Annotated in this window: 15 protein-coding genes; 2 read left to right on the top strand and 13 right to left on the bottom strand. The window is 73.2% G+C overall.

Annotation, left to right across the window (positions count from 1 at the left end):
- Window positions 1–102: 102 nt before the first annotated feature.
- From BUE45_RS20780 to BUE45_RS20740, 9 genes are all read right to left on the bottom strand, one after another.
- Window positions 103–894, bottom strand: coding sequence for a TIGR03943 family putative permease subunit (locus tag BUE45_RS20780; RefSeq protein ID WP_073381038.1), 792 nt, complete (start codon window positions 892–894; stop codon window positions 103–105).
- Window positions 891–1958 carry a permease gene (locus tag BUE45_RS20775; protein ID WP_073381037.1) on the bottom strand — a complete coding sequence of 356 codons (1068 nt, stop codon included), beginning with the start codon at window positions 1956–1958 and terminating at the stop codon, window positions 891–893. The genes BUE45_RS20780 and BUE45_RS20775 overlap by 4 nt, the downstream gene beginning before the upstream one ends.
- 127 nt (window positions 1959–2085) lie before the next feature.
- A complete protein-coding gene (locus BUE45_RS20770; RefSeq protein ID WP_073381036.1) occupies window positions 2086–3633 on the bottom strand; it encodes an alanine/glycine:cation symporter family protein in 1548 nt (515 codons plus the stop codon).
- Between the two features lie 745 nt (window positions 3634–4378).
- A complete protein-coding gene (locus tag BUE45_RS20765) occupies window positions 4379–6115 on the bottom strand; it encodes a DEAD/DEAH box helicase (RefSeq protein ID WP_073381035.1) in 1737 nt (578 codons plus the stop codon).
- Between the two features lie 323 nt (window positions 6116–6438).
- Window positions 6439–7275 carry an enoyl-CoA hydratase/isomerase family protein gene (locus BUE45_RS20760; RefSeq protein WP_073381034.1) on the bottom strand — a complete coding sequence of 279 codons (837 nt, stop codon included), beginning with the start codon at window positions 7273–7275 and terminating at the stop codon, window positions 6439–6441.
- 67 nt (window positions 7276–7342) lie between these two features.
- Window positions 7343–7549, bottom strand: coding sequence for a helix-turn-helix domain-containing protein (locus BUE45_RS20755; protein WP_073381033.1), 207 nt, complete (start codon window positions 7547–7549; stop codon window positions 7343–7345).
- A gap of 212 nt (window positions 7550–7761) precedes the next feature.
- Window positions 7762–9360 carry an ABC-F family ATP-binding cassette domain-containing protein gene (locus tag BUE45_RS20750; RefSeq protein ID WP_073381032.1) on the bottom strand — a complete coding sequence of 533 codons (1599 nt, stop codon included), beginning with the start codon at window positions 9358–9360 and terminating at the stop codon, window positions 7762–7764.
- A 213-nt stretch (window positions 9361–9573) separates the two neighbouring features.
- Window positions 9574–10941: an AI-2E family transporter gene (locus tag BUE45_RS20745; protein ID WP_073381031.1), complete on the bottom strand. Its 1368-nt coding sequence runs from the start codon at window positions 10939–10941 to the stop codon at window positions 9574–9576.
- Between the two features lie 123 nt (window positions 10942–11064).
- A complete protein-coding gene (locus tag BUE45_RS20740) occupies window positions 11065–11472 on the bottom strand; it encodes a YccF domain-containing protein (RefSeq protein ID WP_073381030.1) in 408 nt (135 codons plus the stop codon).
- A gap of 717 nt (window positions 11473–12189) precedes the next feature.
- On the opposite strand from BUE45_RS20740, the gene BUE45_RS20735 reads away from it, so the two are divergent.
- Window positions 12190–12489 (top strand): WhiB family transcriptional regulator, encoded by a 300-nt coding sequence (locus BUE45_RS20735; RefSeq protein WP_017588640.1) that lies wholly within the window; start codon window positions 12190–12192, stop codon window positions 12487–12489.
- A 133-nt stretch (window positions 12490–12622) separates the two neighbouring features.
- On the opposite strand, the gene BUE45_RS20730 is transcribed toward BUE45_RS20735, so the two are convergent.
- Both BUE45_RS20730 and BUE45_RS20725 read right to left on the bottom strand, forming a co-directional pair.
- Window positions 12623–13930, bottom strand: a complete 1308-nt coding sequence (locus BUE45_RS20730) for a phosphoribosyltransferase family protein (RefSeq protein WP_073381029.1) — start codon at window positions 13928–13930, stop codon at window positions 12623–12625.
- Window positions 13931–14065: 135 nt separating this feature from the next.
- On the bottom strand, window positions 14066–14626 hold the full coding sequence (locus BUE45_RS20725; protein ID WP_073381028.1) for a GNAT family N-acetyltransferase: 561 nt from the start codon (window positions 14624–14626) through the stop codon (window positions 14066–14068).
- Between the two features lie 307 nt (window positions 14627–14933).
- Here BUE45_RS20725 and BUE45_RS20720 point away from each other — a divergent pair, with 307 nt between their 5' ends.
- A complete protein-coding gene (locus BUE45_RS20720) occupies window positions 14934–16127 on the top strand; it encodes an MFS transporter (RefSeq protein ID WP_073381027.1) in 1194 nt (397 codons plus the stop codon).
- Window positions 16128–16287: 160 nt separating this feature from the next.
- On the opposite strand, the gene BUE45_RS20715 is transcribed toward BUE45_RS20720, so the two are convergent.
- Both BUE45_RS20715 and BUE45_RS20710 read right to left on the bottom strand, forming a co-directional pair.
- Window positions 16288–17046, bottom strand: coding sequence for a hypothetical protein (locus BUE45_RS20715; protein WP_073381026.1), 759 nt, complete (start codon window positions 17044–17046; stop codon window positions 16288–16290).
- A gap of 29 nt (window positions 17047–17075) precedes the next feature.
- Window positions 17076–18518: a hypothetical protein gene (locus BUE45_RS20710; protein ID WP_073381025.1), complete on the bottom strand. Its 1443-nt coding sequence runs from the start codon at window positions 18516–18518 to the stop codon at window positions 17076–17078.
- Window positions 18519–19004: the final 486 nt, after the last annotated feature.

Genomic DNA, 19004 nt, shown 5'->3' with positions numbered 1-19004 from the left:
TCGTGACCGCGAACCGCCGAATTCGGCCCGGTGTGGCGCAAGGGTGGCACGGACCGTTACCCGTTCACCCGTGCGGGGGGCCGGTCCGGCGGGGTCGGCGGGTCACTCGTAGGGGTCCGGCGGGTCGGTGACCTCCTCCAGCTCGGTGACGGAGAACCGGTGCTCGTTGACGTCGTAGAGCTCGCCCTCGGGCTCCACCCAGGTGCCCCGGACGGTCCACCAGCTGTCCGCCTCGGGGGCGGGGACGTCGTCGATGAGCACCTTGTTGACCACGGCGTCCGCGGCGCAGCAGGCCATCTGCAGGCGGGCCAGGTACCAGCCGCCGTCGTCGGCGGGAACGGCGAACCCGGTGAGCTCGACGGTGCGCTCGGCCAGCAGGCGGTCCTCGTCGATCCAGGCCCGCATGACGAACTGGCGCAGTTCCAGGGGGACGACCTCGCCCTCGGAGGCCTCCACCAGGCCGTCGTCGAACTGCCCGGACCGCTCCCGCTCCGGCGGTGCGGCGGACTCCGTGGCGGTGTTCTGCACGGTGTAGGAGCCCAGCGCGGGCGGGGCCACCACGAACACGGCCAGGACCGGCAGCAGGAGCAGCCAGGCCACCCGCGGGGCGGTGGAGTGGTCGTGCCCGTGGTCGCCGCCGTGCCCGTAGGCCTCGGCGACGGCGGCGTCGTTCCCGGCGTGTCCGCCGTGGTCGTGGTCCGCCTCCGCGGCCTCCCCGCGGAGCTCGGCCACGACCAGCCACACGCCCAGCACCACCATGACGAGGCCGGCGGCGATGAGGAAGGGCTGGAAGGCGGGCTTGACCCAGTTGAGGTACAGGTCCGTGGGGACGGTGGCGGTGAGCGCCGCGGCGCCCAGCAGCACCAGGGTGAGGCCTTGCGCGATGCGGTTCACAGGAGGAGTCCTCCGATCAGGAAGGTGGCCGCCAGGGCGACGACGAGGCACAGGGGGACGAAGCGCACCGTGAACCGCCAGCCGAACACGCCGGCCTGCATGGCGATGAGCTTGAGGTCGACGACGGGCCCCACGACCATGAAGGCCAGCTTGGCGGTGGGCGAGAAGTCGGTGAGGCTGAGCGCGACGAACGCGTCGGCCTCGGAGCAGATCGACAGCAGGATCGCGAGCAGCGCCAGCACGAGCACCGAGACGATCGGCATGCCGGCCACGGTGAGCAGCCACTCCCGGGGGACCATGACGTTGATGGTGGCGGCCGCCAGCCCGCCGACCACCAGGTAGCCGCCGGCGTGCATCATGTCGTGCACCATCGACTCGCGGAAGACCCGCCACTTGGACTCGCCCGGGACCGGCTGCCGCGAGGGCAGCCGCAGCCACTCGGTGCGGCCGAAGCGCACCCAGATCCAGCCGATGACGACCGCGGCCAGCAGCGAGGCGACGAACCGGGCCAGCACCATCTCGGGCTGGCCGGCGAAGGCCACGGCGGTGGCGATCATGACGATCGGGTTGATGGAGGGGGCCGCGAGCAGGAAGGTGAGCGCCGCGGCGGGGGCGACCCCGCGGCGGATGAGGCTTCCGGCGATGGGCACCGACGCGCACTCGCACCCCGGCAGCAGCGCCCCGGACAGTCCGGCCACCGGGACCGCCCGGCTCGCCTTGCGCGGGATGAACCGCTGGTAGGCCGAGGCGGGCACGAACGCGGTGAGCGCCGCCGACAGCGCGACCCCGAAGACGAGGAAGGGCAGGGCCTGGAAGCAGATGGCGGTGAAGATCGTCGCCCAGGTCAGGAAAGCCGGACCGGTGAACTGGTCGGAGAACCACGCGTGGGTGACGGCCATGGCGGTGATGAGCGCCGCGAACAGCCAGACGGTGCCGGTGCGGCGCCCGCTCCGGCGGCGCCCCCAGTCGTCGGGCGGGAGCTCACCCTCCCGCTCGGGGACGAACGGGTCGCCGGGCGGTGGCTCGCTCCCGTGGGTGTGGTGGGGTGTGGTCCGTTCGGACACGGCGGCACTCCGTGATGGGTCGGGTGGGTCTTCGGCATAGTACCGAAAACCGTTTTCGTCCCGGGCCGATCCGGGCGGTCCTGTGGACAACGTCTCCCGGCCCCGGGGCGGCCGGGCCCCGGGGGCGTCAGTCCTCGCGGCGCCCCCCGTCGGACTCCTCGCCCGACGGCTCGTCGTGCTCGGCCAGGGCCTCGGCCGGGTCGGCCGGTGCCGCGCCCTCGGCGCGGTCCACGTCGTCGGGCAGGGCGCCCCCGGGCTCGCCCCAGCACTGGACGTTGCGCAGGTCAGGCATCTTGGACAGGGTGAACTGCGGGTCGAGCCCGTTGCGCAGCTGACGGCTGTAGTCGCCCAGCAGCCGGAAGGCGATGCCCGACAGCGGTGCCAGCGCGAGGAGGTTGACGGTGGCCATCAGGCCCATGGCGATGTCGGCGAGGTTCCACACGACGGTGAGCGGGGCGACGCTGCCCAGGAAGACCGCCGCCAGCACCGCGTAGCGGAAGTACTTCATGTGCTCGGGGTCGGCGTCCAGGAAGCCCAGGTTGGACTCGCCGTAATAGTAGTTGCCCAGCACCGAGGTGAACGCCAGCAGGAACAGGATGACCGTCAGCGCGTGCAGGGACCAGCCGCCCAGGGTGCTCTCCAGGGCCCGCTGGGTGACCTCCGCCCCGGCCTCCTTGTCGAAGTCGGGTCCGTAGACCAGCACGATGAACGCGGTCACCGAGCACACCAGCCAGGTGTCGAAGTACACGCCCAGGGTCTGGACCAGCCCCTGCTTGGCCGGGTGGGACACCGAGGCGGTGGCACCGGCGTTGGGGGCCGAGCCCAGGCCCGCCTCGTTGGAGAACATGCCCCGGCGCATGCCCTGGAGGATCGCCGCACCGGCGCCGCCCGCCACGAACTCGCGCAGCCCGAACGCCCCGGCGAAGATGTCGCCGACGACGCGGGGCAGCTGGTCGGCGTTGAGGGCGACGACGGCCACGCCGAGCAGGATGTAGAGGATCGCCATCAGCGGGACCAGCGCCTGGGCCACGGTGGCGATGCGGCGCACCCCGCCGAAGATGACGGCGGCGGTCAGGCCCACCAGCCCCAGGCCGACGAGGACGTTCAGCACCGCGCCGCCGGGCAGGCCCAGGTCCGCGGCGGAGGTGGAGACGGCCGCCGTGATGCTGTTGGCCTGGACCGAGTTGAAGATCAGGCTGAAGGTCACGGTGATGACGACGGCGAACAGCACGCTCATCCACCGGTTCTCCAGGCCGTGGCGGATGTAGTAGGCGGGCCCGCCCCGAAAGCCCGTGTCGGTGCGCACCTTGTACAGCTGGGCCAGGGTGGACTCCACGAACGCCGCGGCACCCAGCACGCAGGACATCGCCCACATCCAGAACACCGCGCCCGGGCCGCCGAGCATGATGGCGGTGGCCACGCCCACGATGTTGCCGGTGCCGACCCGGGAGGCGGCCGAGATGGCGAAGGCCTGGAAGGAGGAGATCTCCCGGCCGCCGTCGGGCGCCGTGCCGGGGCTGCTGCGCAGGACCCGGAACATCTCGGGGACCAGCCTCAGCTGCACCACGCCGGAGCGCACCGTGAAGTAGACGGCCAGCAGGACCAGCAGGGGGATGAGGAAGTAGGTCCAGAAGACGTCGTTGACGGCGACGAGAAAGGTGTTGAGGACGGGCACGCGTTTCCCTTCCGGCGGCCGGGCGGCCCCGTTGACGGCACCGGGGTCTGGCCGCCACTGTCCACCGCCGCTCCGCCCGGGGAGGGCGCGGACACGCGAAAGAGCGGTAAAGGACCGTAATGTGCGCGCTGCACGGGGTGGTCGCCCGCGGCCGGGGACCACGGCCGCCCGCCGTCGCGCGCGTGGGCACGACGGCCCCGGGCCCCGCCGCCGCGAAGCCGCCGCGGGTCGGGCGCGCTGCGGGAGGCACGCGACCGTGCCGGTGAACCGGGGAGGCGGGGGCGGTCACCTTCGCCGGGGCGCCGCGCCACCACCGGTGCGAAGCACCCGTGGCGGGTCGTGCAGACGGCCGGGAGCGTCTCCCACCACGCCGCGGCGGTGTCCGTCCGGGTCGTGCGGCCCGCCGGGCGGGCCCGCCCGGCGGCCCGGTGCCGAGCACGGCCCGCCGCGGCGTCCTTCCCTCGGAGCCGTCCGGCACGCGGGCGCTGCTCCGGCGGGGTTCCGGCCGGCGTCGATCGCGGCGGCCGGGGCGGTCCCGCCGATCACGGCGGCGGTTCCGGCCGGGTTCGGGGCGGTCCCGCCCGTCCCGGTGCACGTGGCGGGCGCGCTCGCGCCGGTGGCGGCGGGGATGGGCGACCGTGCCCCGGAGCGGTCCGGGGCGGTGTCCGAGAGGAGTCCCCACCCCGGTAAAGGGCCCGGGCCCGGCAGGTGATCCTGCCGGGCCCGGGTCGTGTCGTGCGTCCGCTCAGTACTGGCGAGCGGAGTCGAAGCGGTCGCCGCTGCGGCGGGGGCCGCGCGGGCCCCCGCGGGAGTCGTCGCGGTAGCCGCCGCGGCGCTCGCCGCCGCGGAAGCCGCCGCCCTCGCCGCGCGGACGGTCGCCGCCCCGGAAGCCGCCCTCGCGACGCTCGCCACCGCGGAAACCGCCACCCTCGCGGTCGCCCCGGTAACCGCCCTCACGGCGCTCACCGCCGCGGAAACCGCCACCCTCGCGGTCACCGCGGAAACCGCCACCTTCACGGTCGCCCCGGTAACCGCCCTCACGGCGCTCGCCACCGCGGAAACCGCCACCTTCACGGTCGCCCCGGTAACCGCCCTCACGGCGCTCACCGCCGCGGAAACCGCCACCCTCGCGGTCGCCCCGGTAACCGCCCTCGCGACGCTCACCGCCGCGGAAGCCGCCCTCACGGCGGTCGCCGCGGTAGCCACCGCGGTAGCCGCCGCCGCGCGGGCCGCCGCGGCCGCGGCGCTCGCGCACCGGCTCCGGCGGCTCGATCCACGGCTCCCAGGAGGGCTCGCGGGCGCCGGTCACCTCGGTGAGCAGCTCGTCACCGGGGTTGACCAGGTGCTGCTGCGCGTCGACGCCGGCGTCGCTGAGCAGGCGCCGGGCCATGCGGCGCTGGTTGGGCGCCACCAGGGACACCACGGAGCCGGAGGAGCCGGCGCGGGCGGTGCGGCCGCCGCGGTGCAGGTAGTCCTTGTGCCCGGTGGGCAGGTCGATGTTGACGACCAGGTCGATGCCGTCGACGTGGATGCCGCGCGCGGCGACGTCGGTGGCGACCAGGGCCTGGATGCGGCCCTCGCGGAACTTGGCCAGCGTGCGGGTGCGCACGCTCTGGGTCTTGCCGCCGTGCAGGGACGCGCAGGCGACGCCGGCCTCGGCCAGCTGCTCGCTGATCGTGTCGGCGCGGTACTTGCTGCGCACGAACAGGATGGTGCGGCCCTCGCGCGCGGCGATCTGGGCGATGATCTTGTTCTTGTCGCGGGGCAGCACCTTGAGCAGGTGGTGCTCCATGGTGGTGACCTGCGAGACCGGCGGGTCCACCGAGTGGGTGCGCGGCTCGTTCATGTACTTGCGCACCAGCTTGTCGACGTCGCCGTCGAGCGTGGCGGAGAAGAGCAGGGTCTGACCCTCGGGCTTGACCTGGTCGAGCAGCTCGCTGACCTGCGGCATGAAGCCCATGTCGCACATCTGGTCGGCCTCGTCCAGCACCGAGACCTCGACGTCGCCGAGGTCGCAGGCGCCCTGCTCGATGAGGTCGGTGAGGCGGCCGGGGGTGGCGACCAGGACCTCGACACCGCGGCGCAGCTCGTTGATCTGGCGGGTGTAGGAGCTGCCCCCCACGACGTCGCCGACGCGCGCGCCGACGATGCGGGCGTAGGTGCGCAGGGCGTCGCGGACCTGGTGGGCGAGTTCGCGGGTGGGCACGAGGATCAGTGCCCGCGGGCGGTTGGCGGCGGCCCGGCGCTCGGCGGCGCGGACCAGGACCGGCAGGCCGAAGGCCAGGGTCTTGCCCGATCCGGTGCGGCCGCAGCCGAGGACGTCGAGTCCTTCGAGCGCGTCGGGGATCGTGGCCGCCTGGATCGGGAACGGGGTGGTCACACCGTTCTTGGCCAGCTCTTCGACGATGTCCTGGGGAAGCCCGAGGCTGTCGAAGGCAGGCTCTACGGCAGTGTCCGTCAAGGTGACGTGTACCTTCCTCATCGGTTGGCGGCGTTTCGAGGAAGGCTCCGCACGGACGGCATCGCGGTCCCGGCGAAGAAATCACACAAACGCGCCTGATCACACGCGGATGTGGGCCCCTACGTGGAACATGGGGCTTGGTCTCTTCGGGAAGAGTCGCGCCGAGCGATCGGCGTACGAGATCCGCGTCTTGAGCGGTCTCGGCGCGCCCTGATGCGCGCGGCATTGCGAACGACCGCTTGATGCAGCGTACTAGAGATCACTCGGGGGTGGGGACGGGACGGGCGTTTTCCACCGGTGATCCGGGTCTCCCCCGCCCCGCCCTCACGGTCGCGGAAGGGACTTCAGGCCCCGGCGCCCATGGCCTTGGCCAGCGAGGTCAGCCGGTCGACCTGGGCGCGGCGCTCGGCGAGCGCCTGCTCCTGGAGCGTGTTGCCCGCGGCCTGCTGGAGCAGCGCCTTGGTGGCGGTGGCCGCCTCCGGGTTGGTGGCCAGCAGCGCCGCGACGACGTCGTCGACGGCCCCGTCCAGCTCCTCCACGGGGACGACGAGTTCGGCCAGGCCCAGCTCGCGGGCCTCGGCGGCCTCGACCCGGCGGGCGGTCAGGCAGATCTCCACGGCGCGGTGGACGCCGACGATGTCGACCAGCGGCTTGGTACCGGTGAGGTCCGGGACCAGGCCCAGGGCGGGCTCCTTCATCGTGAACTTCGCGTCCTCGGCCAGGATGCGGATGTCGCACGACAGGGCCAGCTGGAACCCGGCGCCGATGGCGTGGCCGCGGACCGCGGCGATGCTGACGATGTCGGGGCGGCGCAGCCACAGGAAGCCCTCCTGGAGCTCGGCGATGTGGCCCTCGATGTCGTCGGCGTCGGCGCTGCCGTCGAGGACGCCCGCCACCAGGGAGCGCTCGCCGTCGACGCCCTCGGGCGTGAACATGGCGAGGTCGATCCCGGCGGAGAAGATGTCGCCCTCGCCCGCGATCACGACGATTCGGACGTCCTCGGGAAGGGTCTGGCCGATGTGGGCCAGGGTCGTCCAGGTGCGCCCGGTCATCGCGTTGCGGCGCTCGGGACGGCTGATGGTGATGCGGGCGGTGTGCCCGTCCACCTCCAGCCGCAGCCCGGCCCGGGAGAGCTCGTCCGCGGCGGGGGGCTCGCCGGGTCCGTTGGACGCCTGTGCCATGGGGGTTCCTTCCGTGGGTGTGCCGTGTCACCCCGAATATTACTCACGGGTAACCCGAGGGCGGCGGTCAGGCCCTGCGTGTCGCCCCGCCGCGGCCGCGCAGCTCCACCCCGGCCTCGGCCAGCAGGCGGTGCACGAATCCGTACGAGCGCCCGGTGGCCGCCGCCAGCTGGCGGATGCTCTCGCCCCCGTCGTAGCGGCGCTTGAGTTCGAGGGACAGCTCCGAGCGGTCCTCGCCGGCCAGCCGCGCGCCCTTTCTCTGTGCGTCGTTCACGGGTCCACTCCTCCAGGGTCGACGGTCAGGGACCCTCATGATGGGACATGGGGATCACCCGCCGCCACATTGAACCGCCGCCACGCCGGGGGCGCCGCCGGAGCCCCCGGTTTCGGAAAGCCGCAAACGCCGACCGAAAAAAGGAGGGGTGAACCGCCCCGGTCTCCCGGGCGTCCACCCCCGCCCGGTCCCCCGGGCGCCGCGCCGCCGGCTCAGGCCAGGGAGACGAGGTCCTCGAACTCGGCGTTCCAGACGTCCTCGACGCCGTCCGGGAGCAGGATGACCCGCTCGGGCTGGAGCGCGTCCACCGCGCCCTCGTCGTGCGTGACCAGCACGATCGCGCCCTTGTAGTTGCGCAGCGCCGCCAGGATCTCCTCGCGGCTGGCCGGGTCCAGGTTGTTGGTCGGCTCGTCCAGCAGCAGCACGTTGGCGCTGGAGACCACCAGCGTCGCCAGCGCCAGCCGGGTCTTCTCGCCGCCGGAGAGCACCCCGGCGGGCTTGTCGACGTCGTCACCGGTGAACAGGAACGAGCCCAGGGTGCGCCGCGCCTCGACCTCGGGCAGGTCCGGGGCGGCGCTCATCATGTTCTCCAGGACGCTGCGCCCCACGTCCAGCGTCTCGTGCTCCTGGGCGTAGTAGCCCATCTTGAGCCCGTGCCCGGGGACCACGCGCCCGGTGTCGGGGGTCTCGACCCCCGCCAGCAGCCGCAGCAGGGTGGTCTTGCCCGCGCCGTTGAGGCCCAGGATGACGACCCGGCTGCCCCGGTCGATCGCCAGGTCCACCCCGGCGAAGATCTCCAGGGACCCGTAGGACTTGGACAGGCCCTCGGCCATGAGCGGCGTGCGGCCGCTGGGCGCCGGGTCCGGGAAGCGCAGCTTGGCGACCTTGTCGGACTTGCGCACGCCCTGCACGCCGTCCAGGATCCGGTCGGCCCGGTTGAGCATCTGCTGCGCGGCGCGCGCCTTGGACGCTTTGGCCCGGAACCGGTCGGCCTGCTTGCGCAGGGTGTCGGCCTGCTTCTCGGCGTTGGCCAGCTCGCGCCTGCGGCGGCGCTCGTCGGCCTCGCGCTGCTCCAGGTACAGCTTCCAGCCCATGTTGTAGACGTCGATGACGCTGCGGTTGGCGTCGAGGTAGAACACCTTGTTCACCACGTGCTCGACCAGGTCCACGTCGTGGCTGATCACGATGAGGCCGCCCTGGTGCGACTTGAGGAAGTCGCGGAGCCAGACGATGGAGTCGGCGTCCAGGTGGTTGGTGGGCTCGTCCAGGAGCAGGGTGTCGGCCCCGCTGAACAGGATGCGCGCCAGCTCGATCCGGCGCCGCTGCCCGCCGGAGAGGGTGCGCAGCGGCTGGCCCAGCACCTTGTCGGGCAGGCCCAGGCTGGAGGAGATGGACGCAGCCTCGGACTCGGCGGCGTACCCGCCGAGCACGTGCAGGCGCTCCTCCCACCGCGCGTAGGCGCGCACGCCCTTGTTGCGGGTCTTGGTGTCGGCGCTCGCCATCTTCTTCTCGGCCTCGCGCATGCCGCGCAGGGCCTCGTCGATGCCGCGGGCCGACAGGATGCGGTCGCGGGCCAGCACCTCCAGGTCCCCGGTGCGCGGGTCCTGGGGCAGGTAGCCGATGCTCCCGGAGGAGGTGACCGTACCGCCGGTGGGCGGGCCCTCGCCCGCCAGCACCTTGGTCATTGTGGTCTTGCCCGCGCCGTTGCGACCCACCAGCCCGATACGGTCCCCGGCGGCGACGCGGAAGGTGGTCGGCTCCAACAGGAGGCGAGGACCGACGCGCAGTTCGAGGTCGGTGGCGATCAGCATGATGGGGCTTCCTACGAGGTGGAGACGGGCGGGGAGGTCGGACGCACCGGTCCGGCGGCGGTTGCGCGCGGGGACGGGCGGCTCGGGGGCCGACCGATCCAGCCTAACGGCAGTGCTCGGGGGCGCCGCCAGGGGTTTTCGCCCCCGGACGACGGCGTCCCCGTCCTGTCGAACAGGAACGGGGACGCCGGACATTCCCGGAGGCGGTCCGGATCACTCCTCGGAGGGGGCCTCCGGTGCCGGCTCCTCCGCCCTGGCGGGCTTGGCGGCCGGCTCCCCCGGGGAGGGGGTGGTGGCCAGGGCGGCCTGCTTCTTCTTCGCCTTGTCGGTCGGCGGCGGCCCCGGGTCGTCGGGCACCGACGCCCCGTGCTCCTCCGGCGCCGGGGGCCGCTCCCGGAGCAGCGCGGCGAGCACGGCCGCGACCGGGGTGGCCAGGAACATGCCCGGCACGCTGCCCAGGACCGCGCCGATGGAGATCGCGATGAGCACGATCGGCGAGGGGAGCTCCAGGGCCTGTCCGTAGATGCGGGGCGCGAAGACGTTGCTCTCCAGCTGCTGGATGAGCAGCACCCAGCCGAGCACGATGAGGGCCCAGATCCAGTCCACGGTCACGAAGGTGACCAGGACGGCGATGAGTCCGCTGAGGAAGGCGCCGATGATCGGCAGGAAGGCGCCGATGAAGGTCAGCACGATCAACGGGATCGCCAGGCTGGGGTCCAGGACGAACAGCAGCAGGATGCCGATGCCGATGGCGTCGATGGCGCCGACGGCGGCCACCCCGCGCACGTAGTTGCCCATCACCCGGTAGGCGACGGTGCCGCCGTGGTGCAGGCTCGCGCGCGAGCCCGCCGGGATCAGCGTGAGCAGCCAGTCCATGAGCAGGTCGCCGGAGTGCACGAAGTACACCGTCAGGGCGATGATCAGGACGACGCCGACCAGGACGGACACCACGGCGGCGCCGGCGGTCCAGGCGCCGCTGATGAGCTGGCTGCTGTTCTGCTCGATCAGGGCGGTGATCTGCTGGGTGGCGTCGACGATGATCTCGTCGAGGTCGAACAGCTCCGGGCTCAGCCCGAAGGGCAGCTGGAGGTCCTGGATGGCCTCCAGACCGTCGGTGACGCTGTCCACCAGGGCCTGCGACCCCTGGGCCGCGGGCATGATGATCAGCGTCAGGACGCCGCCGAAGACGACGAGCGCGACCGCGATGGAGATCGCGGTCGAGGGCCCCCGCCCCAGCCCCTTGCGGCGCAGCCAGTTGGCCAGCGGCATCAGCAGTGCGGTGATGAAGACGGCGAGGACCACCGGGAGGGTGACGACCGACAGGTACACCAGGGCGTAGACGAGGAGGCCCGCGACCACGCCGATGAGCAGCATCCGCCAGGCGACGTCGCTCACCGTGCGCAGCAGGTCGGGCTTGGCGGCGGCGGCCGCGGCCTGCGCGGCCTCCTCCTCCGCCCGTCGGCGGGCCTCGAAGATCTCGCGCTCCTCGGCCTCCAGCCTGGCGCGGCGCTCCTCGCGGGCTCTGCGCGCGGCGAGCCACTTGTTCAGGAGCGCCCACACTCCCGGCCGTTGGGCTTGCACATCGACTCCATTCTCACTGCTGGGCGCGCCCCCTTCCCGGGGTGGAAGGGGTACGCGGAAGTTCTGTTGAAGATGATGCGTCCGGGGGATGGGGGGTTCGCACCCGTCGGCGTGAGAACGGCGTCAGAACTGCCAGGGTTCCCGCGGACGGCCGCTTTCGACGATCTCATTGCCGAAGGGGGCGAGCGCGACCGGGATCATCTTGATCGACGCCCAGGCCATGGGGATGCCGATGATGGTGACGGCGAGGCCGATGGCGGTGGCGATGTGCCCGAGGGTGAGCCACCAGCCGGCGATGATCACCCAGATCACGTTGAGGACGGTGCTGCCCGTTCCCGCACCGGGCCTGCGCACGAGTTCGCGGCCGAAGGGCCACAGGGCGTATCCGGCCATCCGGAAGGAGGCGACGCCGAAGGGGATCGTCACGATGAGGATGAAGCAGATGATCCCGGCGAAGGCGTAGCCCACCGCGAGCCAGAAGCCCGCGACGAAGAGCCAGATGATGTTGAGGATGAACCGTAGGAGGGCCACGGCCAGTCGAACTCCTTGGTGGTGGTGCGGGGAGGGGCGCCCCGCGTCGGGGCGTACCTCGATTTCTATCGCGTGTGACGCCCGCGCACCACGACCCGGTTCCCCCTGCGCGCCCCTGGTCCTTCCCCTAGGGGCGCCGGACGGTGGGGCGGCGGGTCATCGCGGGGCGGCACCCGCCCCGCGGGCGGCCGTCCCGGCGGTGGCGGCGACGCACGGTGAGGACATACGGTCGCACCCAATCGCGGTGACGTGTCGTGTCCGCAATGTGATCGGCGTATCAAGGGAAGCCCCTAGGCAGGAGGGACATCGCCCCATACGATGTGCTGTGTCCTTCACAAGACGCCTGTTCTTGCAATAAGCGACGAACTCGGACAAACGACCGGAGACCAGCCGCTAGGCACCAGTTTTCGGTAACGGTTGGGCGAGTAATTTCCCCACCCCCCGTGCACGATCGGGAGTGGGGATGGCATGATTACGTACCGGCTCGGACGGATGGCCTGTCACCGCCTCCGAGAGCCGTTCGCGTGAGAGCACACCCGCAGTCGGCGTATCGCCGATGGTCGCGTGCTCCTCGTGGTCTCAGCCACACCGGGGAACATCGCCTGTACCGTTCGGCGTTTGCGTCGTGCGGGGTCGCTCACGCCGCATGACCGACTTTTAGGTGACTGAAGCTTTTTACGACAGCTTACTAGTGATTTCAGTAGAGGTGGTTCAAGCATGTCTCAGGTACGTCGGCAGGCCGCGCTGCGCCCCCGCCCGAGCTGGGGGTGGCAGGATGCCGCCGCGTGCCGGGGCGAGGACCTTGTGCTCTTCTTCGGCCCGGATGGCGAGCGCCAGCCGGAGCGGGAGATCCGCGAGCGCAAGGCCAAGGAGATCTGTGCGGCCTGCCCGGTTCGAACCGACTGCCTGGACTACGCGATCTCGCGTCCGGAGAAGTACGGGACCTGGGGCGGCCTGAACGAGGACGAGCGCGCCTCTGAGCGCCGTCGTCGTATGCGTCGCGCCAACGCCGCCTGATTCCGGGCACCCCCGGTCGACTCTCCTCTCCTCGGCGGCCCCGGCCCCGTGCGAAACCCGCGTCGCCCCGGCACGAAGCCGGCGGCGACGCGGGTTCTTCGTTTCCCGGACCGGAGACGGCCCCCGCGGGGGCTCAGCCTCCGCGGCGCGGCAGGTACCGGTCGAACCAGTCCTGGGTCTCCACCGCCACCCGGCGCCACTCCTTGGCGCCCCGCAGCAGTTCCTCCGCGCCCGACATCACCTTGAGGTCGGTGGGCCCGCCCATCCGCCCCCGCGCCCACTCCCCCAGTTCGCGCACGAACGAGTCCCGGCTCTCCAGGAGCACCAGGACCGGGGCCCGGACCTCGGGCAGGGCCGGCTCGGCCAGGTCGATCCGGCCGCCGTGCACCACCACCCCGGCCACGTCGCCGGGCCGCCGCGCGGCGGTCACCAGCGCCGCCGGGGCGGCCGCCCCCGAGCCCAGCACGCCCACCGGCTCGCTCGCGGCATCGGTGGCCCGGCGCAGCCAGGTGACGGCCGAACTCAGCCGTTCGCCCAGCACCTCCGTGGCGGCGCCGCCGCCCACCGAGGAGCGCTCGTCGCCCACCAGCAGGTCCAGCATGAGGGTCGCGTACCCCGACCTCTGCAGCACCGAGGCGATCGCCCGCCAGCGCGGATCCCCGCGCGCCTCCCCGAACGCCAGCACCGCGGCGCCGCGCAGGACCGCCGGGAGGGTGAGGTCCCCGTCGAGGTAGACGTCGCCCGCACGCACCCGCACGCCCCGGGCCGTGCCCGGCCTGCTGTGGCTGCGCCCCACCTCCGACATGATGGCGGTGACGTGGCCGTCGGAGAGCTGGTCGAAGTCGCGGTACCACTCCCCCACCGCGCGGAAGTTGTCGGGGACGCCCAGCACCACCACGGCGTCGGCCTCCTCCCCGAGCATCGCGATCGCCTCCCTGGAGGCCACCGGGACGGCCAGCACCAGCTGGGCCGGACCGGCCTGGCGGACCATGCGCAGGGCGGCGCGGGCGGTGCCGCCGGTGGCCACCCCGTCGTCGACGACCACGCAGTCGCGCCCGGCGATCCGCGGGGGCGGGCGCTCCCCCCGGTACACCCGCCGGCGGCGGTCGAGTTCGGCGCGCTCGGCGTCCACGGTCCCGGACAGGGCCTGGCGGGGCACCCGCATCCGGGCCAGCGCGAGGTCGTCGAAGAGGACGCGGCCGTCCTCGGCGATCGCGCCGACCCCGAGTTCGGGCCGGCCCGGCAGGCCGATCTTGCGGACGACCAGGACGTCGAAGTCGGCGTCGAGGCGGCGGGCCAGCTCCGCCCCGACCGGGACACCGCCCCGCGGCAGGGCCAGCACCAGGGGGTCGTCGACGGCGTGGGGACGGACCCGCTCCGCGAGGCGGCGGCCCGCCTCGGAGCGGTCGGTGAAGGGCAGGGACACGGGTACCGGATTCATGGGCAGTACCGGCGCCGGGCTGGGGCGCCGCTCCTCTCGCCTCTCGCCGTCCCGAAGGGAGCCGATGGAAAAGTGGTACCGGACATACCCCGGGAGGCGGAGGTTGCAACCCCGGCCGCGGTCAAAACCCCCGGCTCAGGACCTGCGGGCGCCGTTCCTCAGCACCGCCATGAGCAGCGCGTCGTGGCGGCGCCCCTCCCAGAGCAGGGAGTCGCGCAGCCGCCCCTCGACCGAGAATCCGCAGGAGCGGTACACCGCGATGGCCCTCATGTTGAAGGCGTAGACGTACAGCCACACCCGGTGCAGCCCCACCTGCTCGAAGGCGTACTCCAGCACCATCCGTGTGGCCTCCCGGCCCAGGCCGCGCCCGGTGAACGCCAGGGCGGACAGGGCGATCCGGTACCCGGCGCTCTCGTTCTCGGGGACCACCGAGTACAGCGACAGCTCGCCCAGGAAGCGGCCGTCGCGGGGGTCGGTGATGGCCAGGTCCAGCCGGTCGGGGCGCCGCGGGCGGCGCGCGCACCAGTCCCTGGCCTCGGCGTAGGTGAGGTGGTGGTGGGTCCCGGTGAGTCTTCGGATCTCCTCGTCCAGACCCGCCGCGAAGTACGCGTCCGTGTGCTCGGGGCCCAGGGGCACCAGGCGCACGTGCTTTCCGGTGAGGGTGGGCTCGTCTCGCAGCGCGCGCTTATCGATCATGGGCTCTTCCGTTCCGCCCGGCCGCCGCGGGTGCGGGGGCCGGGGCGAGGGAGGCGGCGCGGGGCGCCGTGCCCCGCGCGCGAGCGGGTCGCCGGGGGCGGGGCCGGGTTCGGCGGTGACCGGGTGGGGTCGTGGGCGGTCGTCGGGGGGCGTCGCGGTCACAGAGCGGAACCCCTATGTAAATCCGGACGGCGGCGAATGGCAAGCCCGGCGGACCGGCGATCGCGGGAGCCGGGAATCGCATGGCCGGGCACGGACCGGAGTCGGTACCATCCGCAGGCACCGAACAGCCGTCCGTGGGAGACCCATGAACAGTCCGAAGACCACAGCTCCCCCCGCGCAGGCCCGCCGGGCCCGGATCGCGGTCTCCACCCTCTTCTTCGTCAACGGGTTCACGTACACCAACGCGGTCCCCTGGCTCCCGGCGATCAAGACCGGCCTGGGGCTGAGCAACGCGGAGCTGGGACTGGCGATCGCGGCGATGCCGACCGGCGCGATCCTCACGGGGATGCTCGCCGGGCCGCTGATTCACAGGTTCGGCAGCGGGCCCACCGCGGTGGGGACCAGCCTGCTGTCGCTGGGAGCGCTCCCCTTCATCGCGCTGGCGCAGAACTGGTGGGCGCTGGCGGGCGCCCTGTTCGTCATGGGCTGCGCCGACGCCTGGACGGACTCGGCGCAGAACTCGCACGGTCTGCGGGTCCAGCGCCGGTACGGGCGGACCATCATCAACACGTTCCACGCGGTCTGGAGTCTGGCGGCGGTCTCCGGCGGCCTGCTCGGCGCGGTCATGGCCGGGGCCGGGGTGCCGATCCTGTGGCACCTGGGCGGCACGGCCCTGGTGCTGGTGGCGGTGAACCTGACGGTGGCCCGGATGCTCCTGCCCGGTCCGGAGGACAGCGAGCGGGCCGACGGCGCCCACGAGGAGGACGGGCGGCGCCCGCGCATGCCCGGGCGGGCGGTGCTGCTGCTGGTCCTGCTGGGCGTGCTGCTGATGCTGGCCGGGGGTATCGAGGACTCCGCGGCGTCGTGGGGCGCCGTGTACATGGCCGACGAGCTGGACGCGGCGCTGTTCCTGGCGGCGATGCCGTTCGTGGCCTGCCAGGCGATGATGGTGGTCGGCCGACTGCTCGGCGACCGGGTGACCGACCGGTTCGGCGCCGTCGGCGTCGGGCGGGCCTGCGGCCTGCTGGCGGCGGGCGGGGTCGCGCTGGCGCTGGCGGTGCCGCACCAGGCCACGACCGTCATCGGGTTCGGCGTGATGGGCCTGGGGGTCTCCACGCTGTTCCCGCTGACCCTGGCGGCCGCCGGGAACGTGCCCGGGGTGCGCACCGGCGACGGGGTGACCGTCGTGGGGTGGCTGGGACGCGCGGGCTTCCTGGCGTTCCCGCCGGCGGTGGGGCTGATCGCGGACGCGACGGCGCTGGGAACCGCGCTGTGGGTGATCGCCGCGGCCGGGGTGGGTGCCTTCCTGCTGGCGCCCGCGCTGCGCCCGCGCGCCTGACAGGGCGGCGGCCCCGTGTCCGCGGGCCGGGCGGGAGCGGGGCCGCGGCACAAGGGGCGGGCCCCCGGACGCCGGAGCGTTCGGGGGCCCTTGCACACGGCCCGCGGCCCGGAGGCCGCGACCGGCGGGGTGTGCCGTCCCGCCGCGGTGTCCCGCTTCGTTACTCCATCACCGGGGACGGACGACGCGCGCCCGCCCAGAGGGCGAGGGCGCCGATGCCCGTGACGATGGCACCGCCGAGGACGAAGCCCTCCATGTCGACACCGGTGGTCGGCAGGGTCGGCGTGGTCCCGCTGGTACCGGAGGTTCCGGCGGTCACGGGGGTGCTGCCGCCGGGGACGGAGGTGCCGGGAGCCTGGCTCTCGTCACCGTCGCCACCGGGCTCGCCGCCCTCACCCGGGTCGGGGTTCTCCCCGCCGGGGTTCTCGCCACCCGGGTCCTCGCCGCCCGGGTCCTCGCCACCGGGGTCTTCACCGCCCGGGTCCTCGCCACCCGGGTCCTCGCCACCGGGGTCTTCACCACCGGGGTCTTCACCGCCCGGGTCCTCGCCACCGGGGTCTTCACCGCCCGGGTCCTCGCCGCCCGGGTCACCGGGGTCGCCGCCGTCGTCGCCGCCGCCGTCACCGGGGTCGCCGCCGTCGTCACCGCCACCGTCACCGGGGTCGCCCCCGTCGTCACCGGGGTCCGGAGCCGGCGGGTTGTCGCTGGGCTGAACTTCCACGTGAACGATCGGGGTCTCGACGGTGAGGCCAAGGTCGATAGGAAGCTCAACTTCGAGCTGGGGGACCTCCTGAGCCACGTCAGTCGCGGCCTCGGGGGCGGTCTCCTCGACGGTCTCGGCGTACGCCGGACCGACGGAGAACCCGGCCATGAACAGACCGGCCGCAGTCACGGTCAGTGCCCGCTTCTTGGGGGACATCCCACTCCTTTCTTCTTTTCTCGGGGGTACTACTGAGAGGGGATGGCATAGAGGTGGTCCTCGTGGACCACGATGGCGTTGGCGCCGAGGAGGCCGGCGGGCTGGGCCGATGCGGGATCCGGCCGGCGGACCTCGCCGGCGGCGTCGACCGCCGCCGACGCACCGCCGAGCTGGCCGAACACGGTGGAGCCCACCGCCATCTGGGGTTCGAAGCCGGGGACGACGGCGGTGCCGCCGGTCTCGGGGTCCAGCACGACCGGACCGTAGGAGACGATCCCGGTGCCGATGGGCCCGGAGCGGTGGCGCACGTCCTCCAGGTCGTCCGGGTCGATCTCGGCGGCGCCCACGACGGTGCCGTCGCGGCTGTCGTGGAAGGCCAGCACGGCCCCCTCGCCGCGCAGCGGCTCCCAGCGGATGACCACGTACTCGCGCAGGGCGGTGACCACGGAGTCCATGTCGCCGGCGTTGTCCGGCCGGACGGCGCTGACCTCGGTGGCCTCACCGGCGGTGTCGACCCAGGTCCACGCGCCGGTGCGGACCGCGGTGAGGACCTCCGTGCCCTCGGCCAGCATCGGGGCGGCCCCGCCGTCGACCTCGACCGGCTCCAGTTCGCCGCCGGTCGGGACGAGGGCGTCGTCACCGCTGCGGACCAGCGCGGAGGAGCCCACGTACTGGGTGGAGGCGTCCTCGGGCAGGGTGATGCTGGTGTGCTCGCCCCCCTCGACCGGCCAGAACCAGAGGGTGCCGGTGGTCTCCATGACCACGGCCCGCGCGCCGTCGTAGTCGACGAAGCGGGGCGGGCCCAGGAACTCGGCGGCGGCGGCCGGGAGGGCGGCCGACCACAGGCGCTCACCCGAGGCGTCGAACAGGGTGAGACGCTCGTCGGGGCCCATGAAGGCCAGGAGTTCGCCGTCCCGGGAGACGCCGGGCTGGCTGCCGGGGGCGAGCGCCTCGGCGAACTCCACGGTGTCGGCGTACCCGGGCGGGGCCGGGTGGCCCAGCACCTGCGCCTCGGTCGTAGTGGTCTGCGCGGCGGGGTCGTCACCCGGGAGCAGGTTCCAGACGGTGATCCCGGCTCCGCCCAGGAGCACCACGGCGAGCACGGCCGCGCCCGCGATGAGCAGGCCGCGCCTGCCGCGGTCGGACCGGCCGGTGGGGACCGGGGGCTGTGCCGCGGCCGGGGCGGGGGCGGAGGTCGGCGGGATCCGGTCGGCGGCCTGCACGACGCCGTCGGGGGTGGCGACCAGGTTCCAGTAGCCGTTGCTGTCGCGGGCGTCGATGAGCACCGGCTGGCCGATCCTGGCGGCGTAGCCGGTGGCGACGTCCAGCGCGGCGCGCCGGGTCTCCTTGGGGACACTGCCGGTGACGACCTGGCGCTGCCCCTCGATGACGATCTCGGCGCTGCGTTCGTCCGGGGCGATGGCGATGACGGCGGTGGGCCGGGGATGCCCCGGACGGGACGCCCGGCTCATGGTGCCTCCGAAGGCATGGGAAGGGTGGGCCTGTTCGTGTTCGGGTGGCGGTGAACAGTGGTCGGGGACCGCGGCGGGACGCGGCCCGGGCTGTCACCGGGCGGCGGTGCCGACGTACGCGAAGTCGACGCTGAACGCGATGATACTGATCGTGACGGTCGCGGCCCACCCGGGTACGGGCGGTGGGCGGCGGACACGGCGCGCTGTGCGGTCAACGGTGTTCCCGCTCCCCTTCCCCTGACCTGGCATGTCTTCGAAACCCCGGAGGGGGCGCTCGACCGCCCTTCCGGAACCCCGTTCATGTGGACACGCGGATGTGTCGATGAGTTCACACCGTAATTGGCCGAATCCGGCCACCGGGCCCTCATCGTTCACGTCCGACCCTGGCCTCCCACGTCCCCCGTGACGTGCGGAGCCGGCGGGTGGGCGTACCCGGAGGAGGTGAGGGCCGGCCGGGTTTGGACCGTGAAGTGCACGATACCGCCA

The sequence above is a fragment of the Nocardiopsis flavescens genome (genome assembly GCF_900141985.1).
Taxonomy (GTDB): domain Bacteria; phylum Actinomycetota; class Actinomycetes; order Streptosporangiales; family Streptosporangiaceae; genus Nocardiopsis; species Nocardiopsis flavescens.
The sequence above is the reverse complement of the archived record's forward strand: the minus strand, read 5'-3'. Positions and strand labels throughout refer to the sequence as shown.

What these genes read in the sequence shown, in the direction of transcription:
- BUE45_RS20765 (WP_073381035.1), bottom strand. Translation starts at nt 6,115, where the DNA reads ATGAGGAAGGTACACGTCACCTTGACGGACACTGCCGTAGAGCCTGCC.
- BUE45_RS20760 (WP_073381034.1), bottom strand. Translation starts at nt 7,275, where the DNA reads ATGGCACAGGCGTCCAACGGACCCGGCGAGCCCCCCGCCGCGGACGAG.
- BUE45_RS20750 (WP_073381032.1), bottom strand. Translation starts at nt 9,360, where the DNA reads ATGCTGATCGCCACCGACCTCGAACTGCGCGTCGGTCCTCGCCTCCTG.
- BUE45_RS20735 (WP_017588640.1), top strand. Translation starts at nt 12,190, where the DNA reads ATGTCTCAGGTACGTCGGCAGGCCGCGCTGCGCCCCCGCCCGAGCTGG.
- BUE45_RS20730 (WP_073381029.1), bottom strand. Translation starts at nt 13,930, where the DNA reads ATGAATCCGGTACCCGTGTCCCTGCCCTTCACCGACCGCTCCGAGGCG.
- BUE45_RS20725 (WP_073381028.1), bottom strand. Translation starts at nt 14,626, where the DNA reads ATGATCGATAAGCGCGCGCTGCGAGACGAGCCCACCCTCACCGGAAAG.
- BUE45_RS20720 (WP_073381027.1), top strand. Translation starts at nt 14,934, where the DNA reads ATGAACAGTCCGAAGACCACAGCTCCCCCCGCGCAGGCCCGCCGGGCC.
- BUE45_RS20715 (WP_073381026.1), bottom strand. Translation starts at nt 17,046, where the DNA reads ATGTCCCCCAAGAAGCGGGCACTGACCGTGACTGCGGCCGGTCTGTTC.
- BUE45_RS20710 (WP_073381025.1), bottom strand. Translation starts at nt 18,518, where the DNA reads ATGAGCCGGGCGTCCCGTCCGGGGCATCCCCGGCCCACCGCCGTCATC.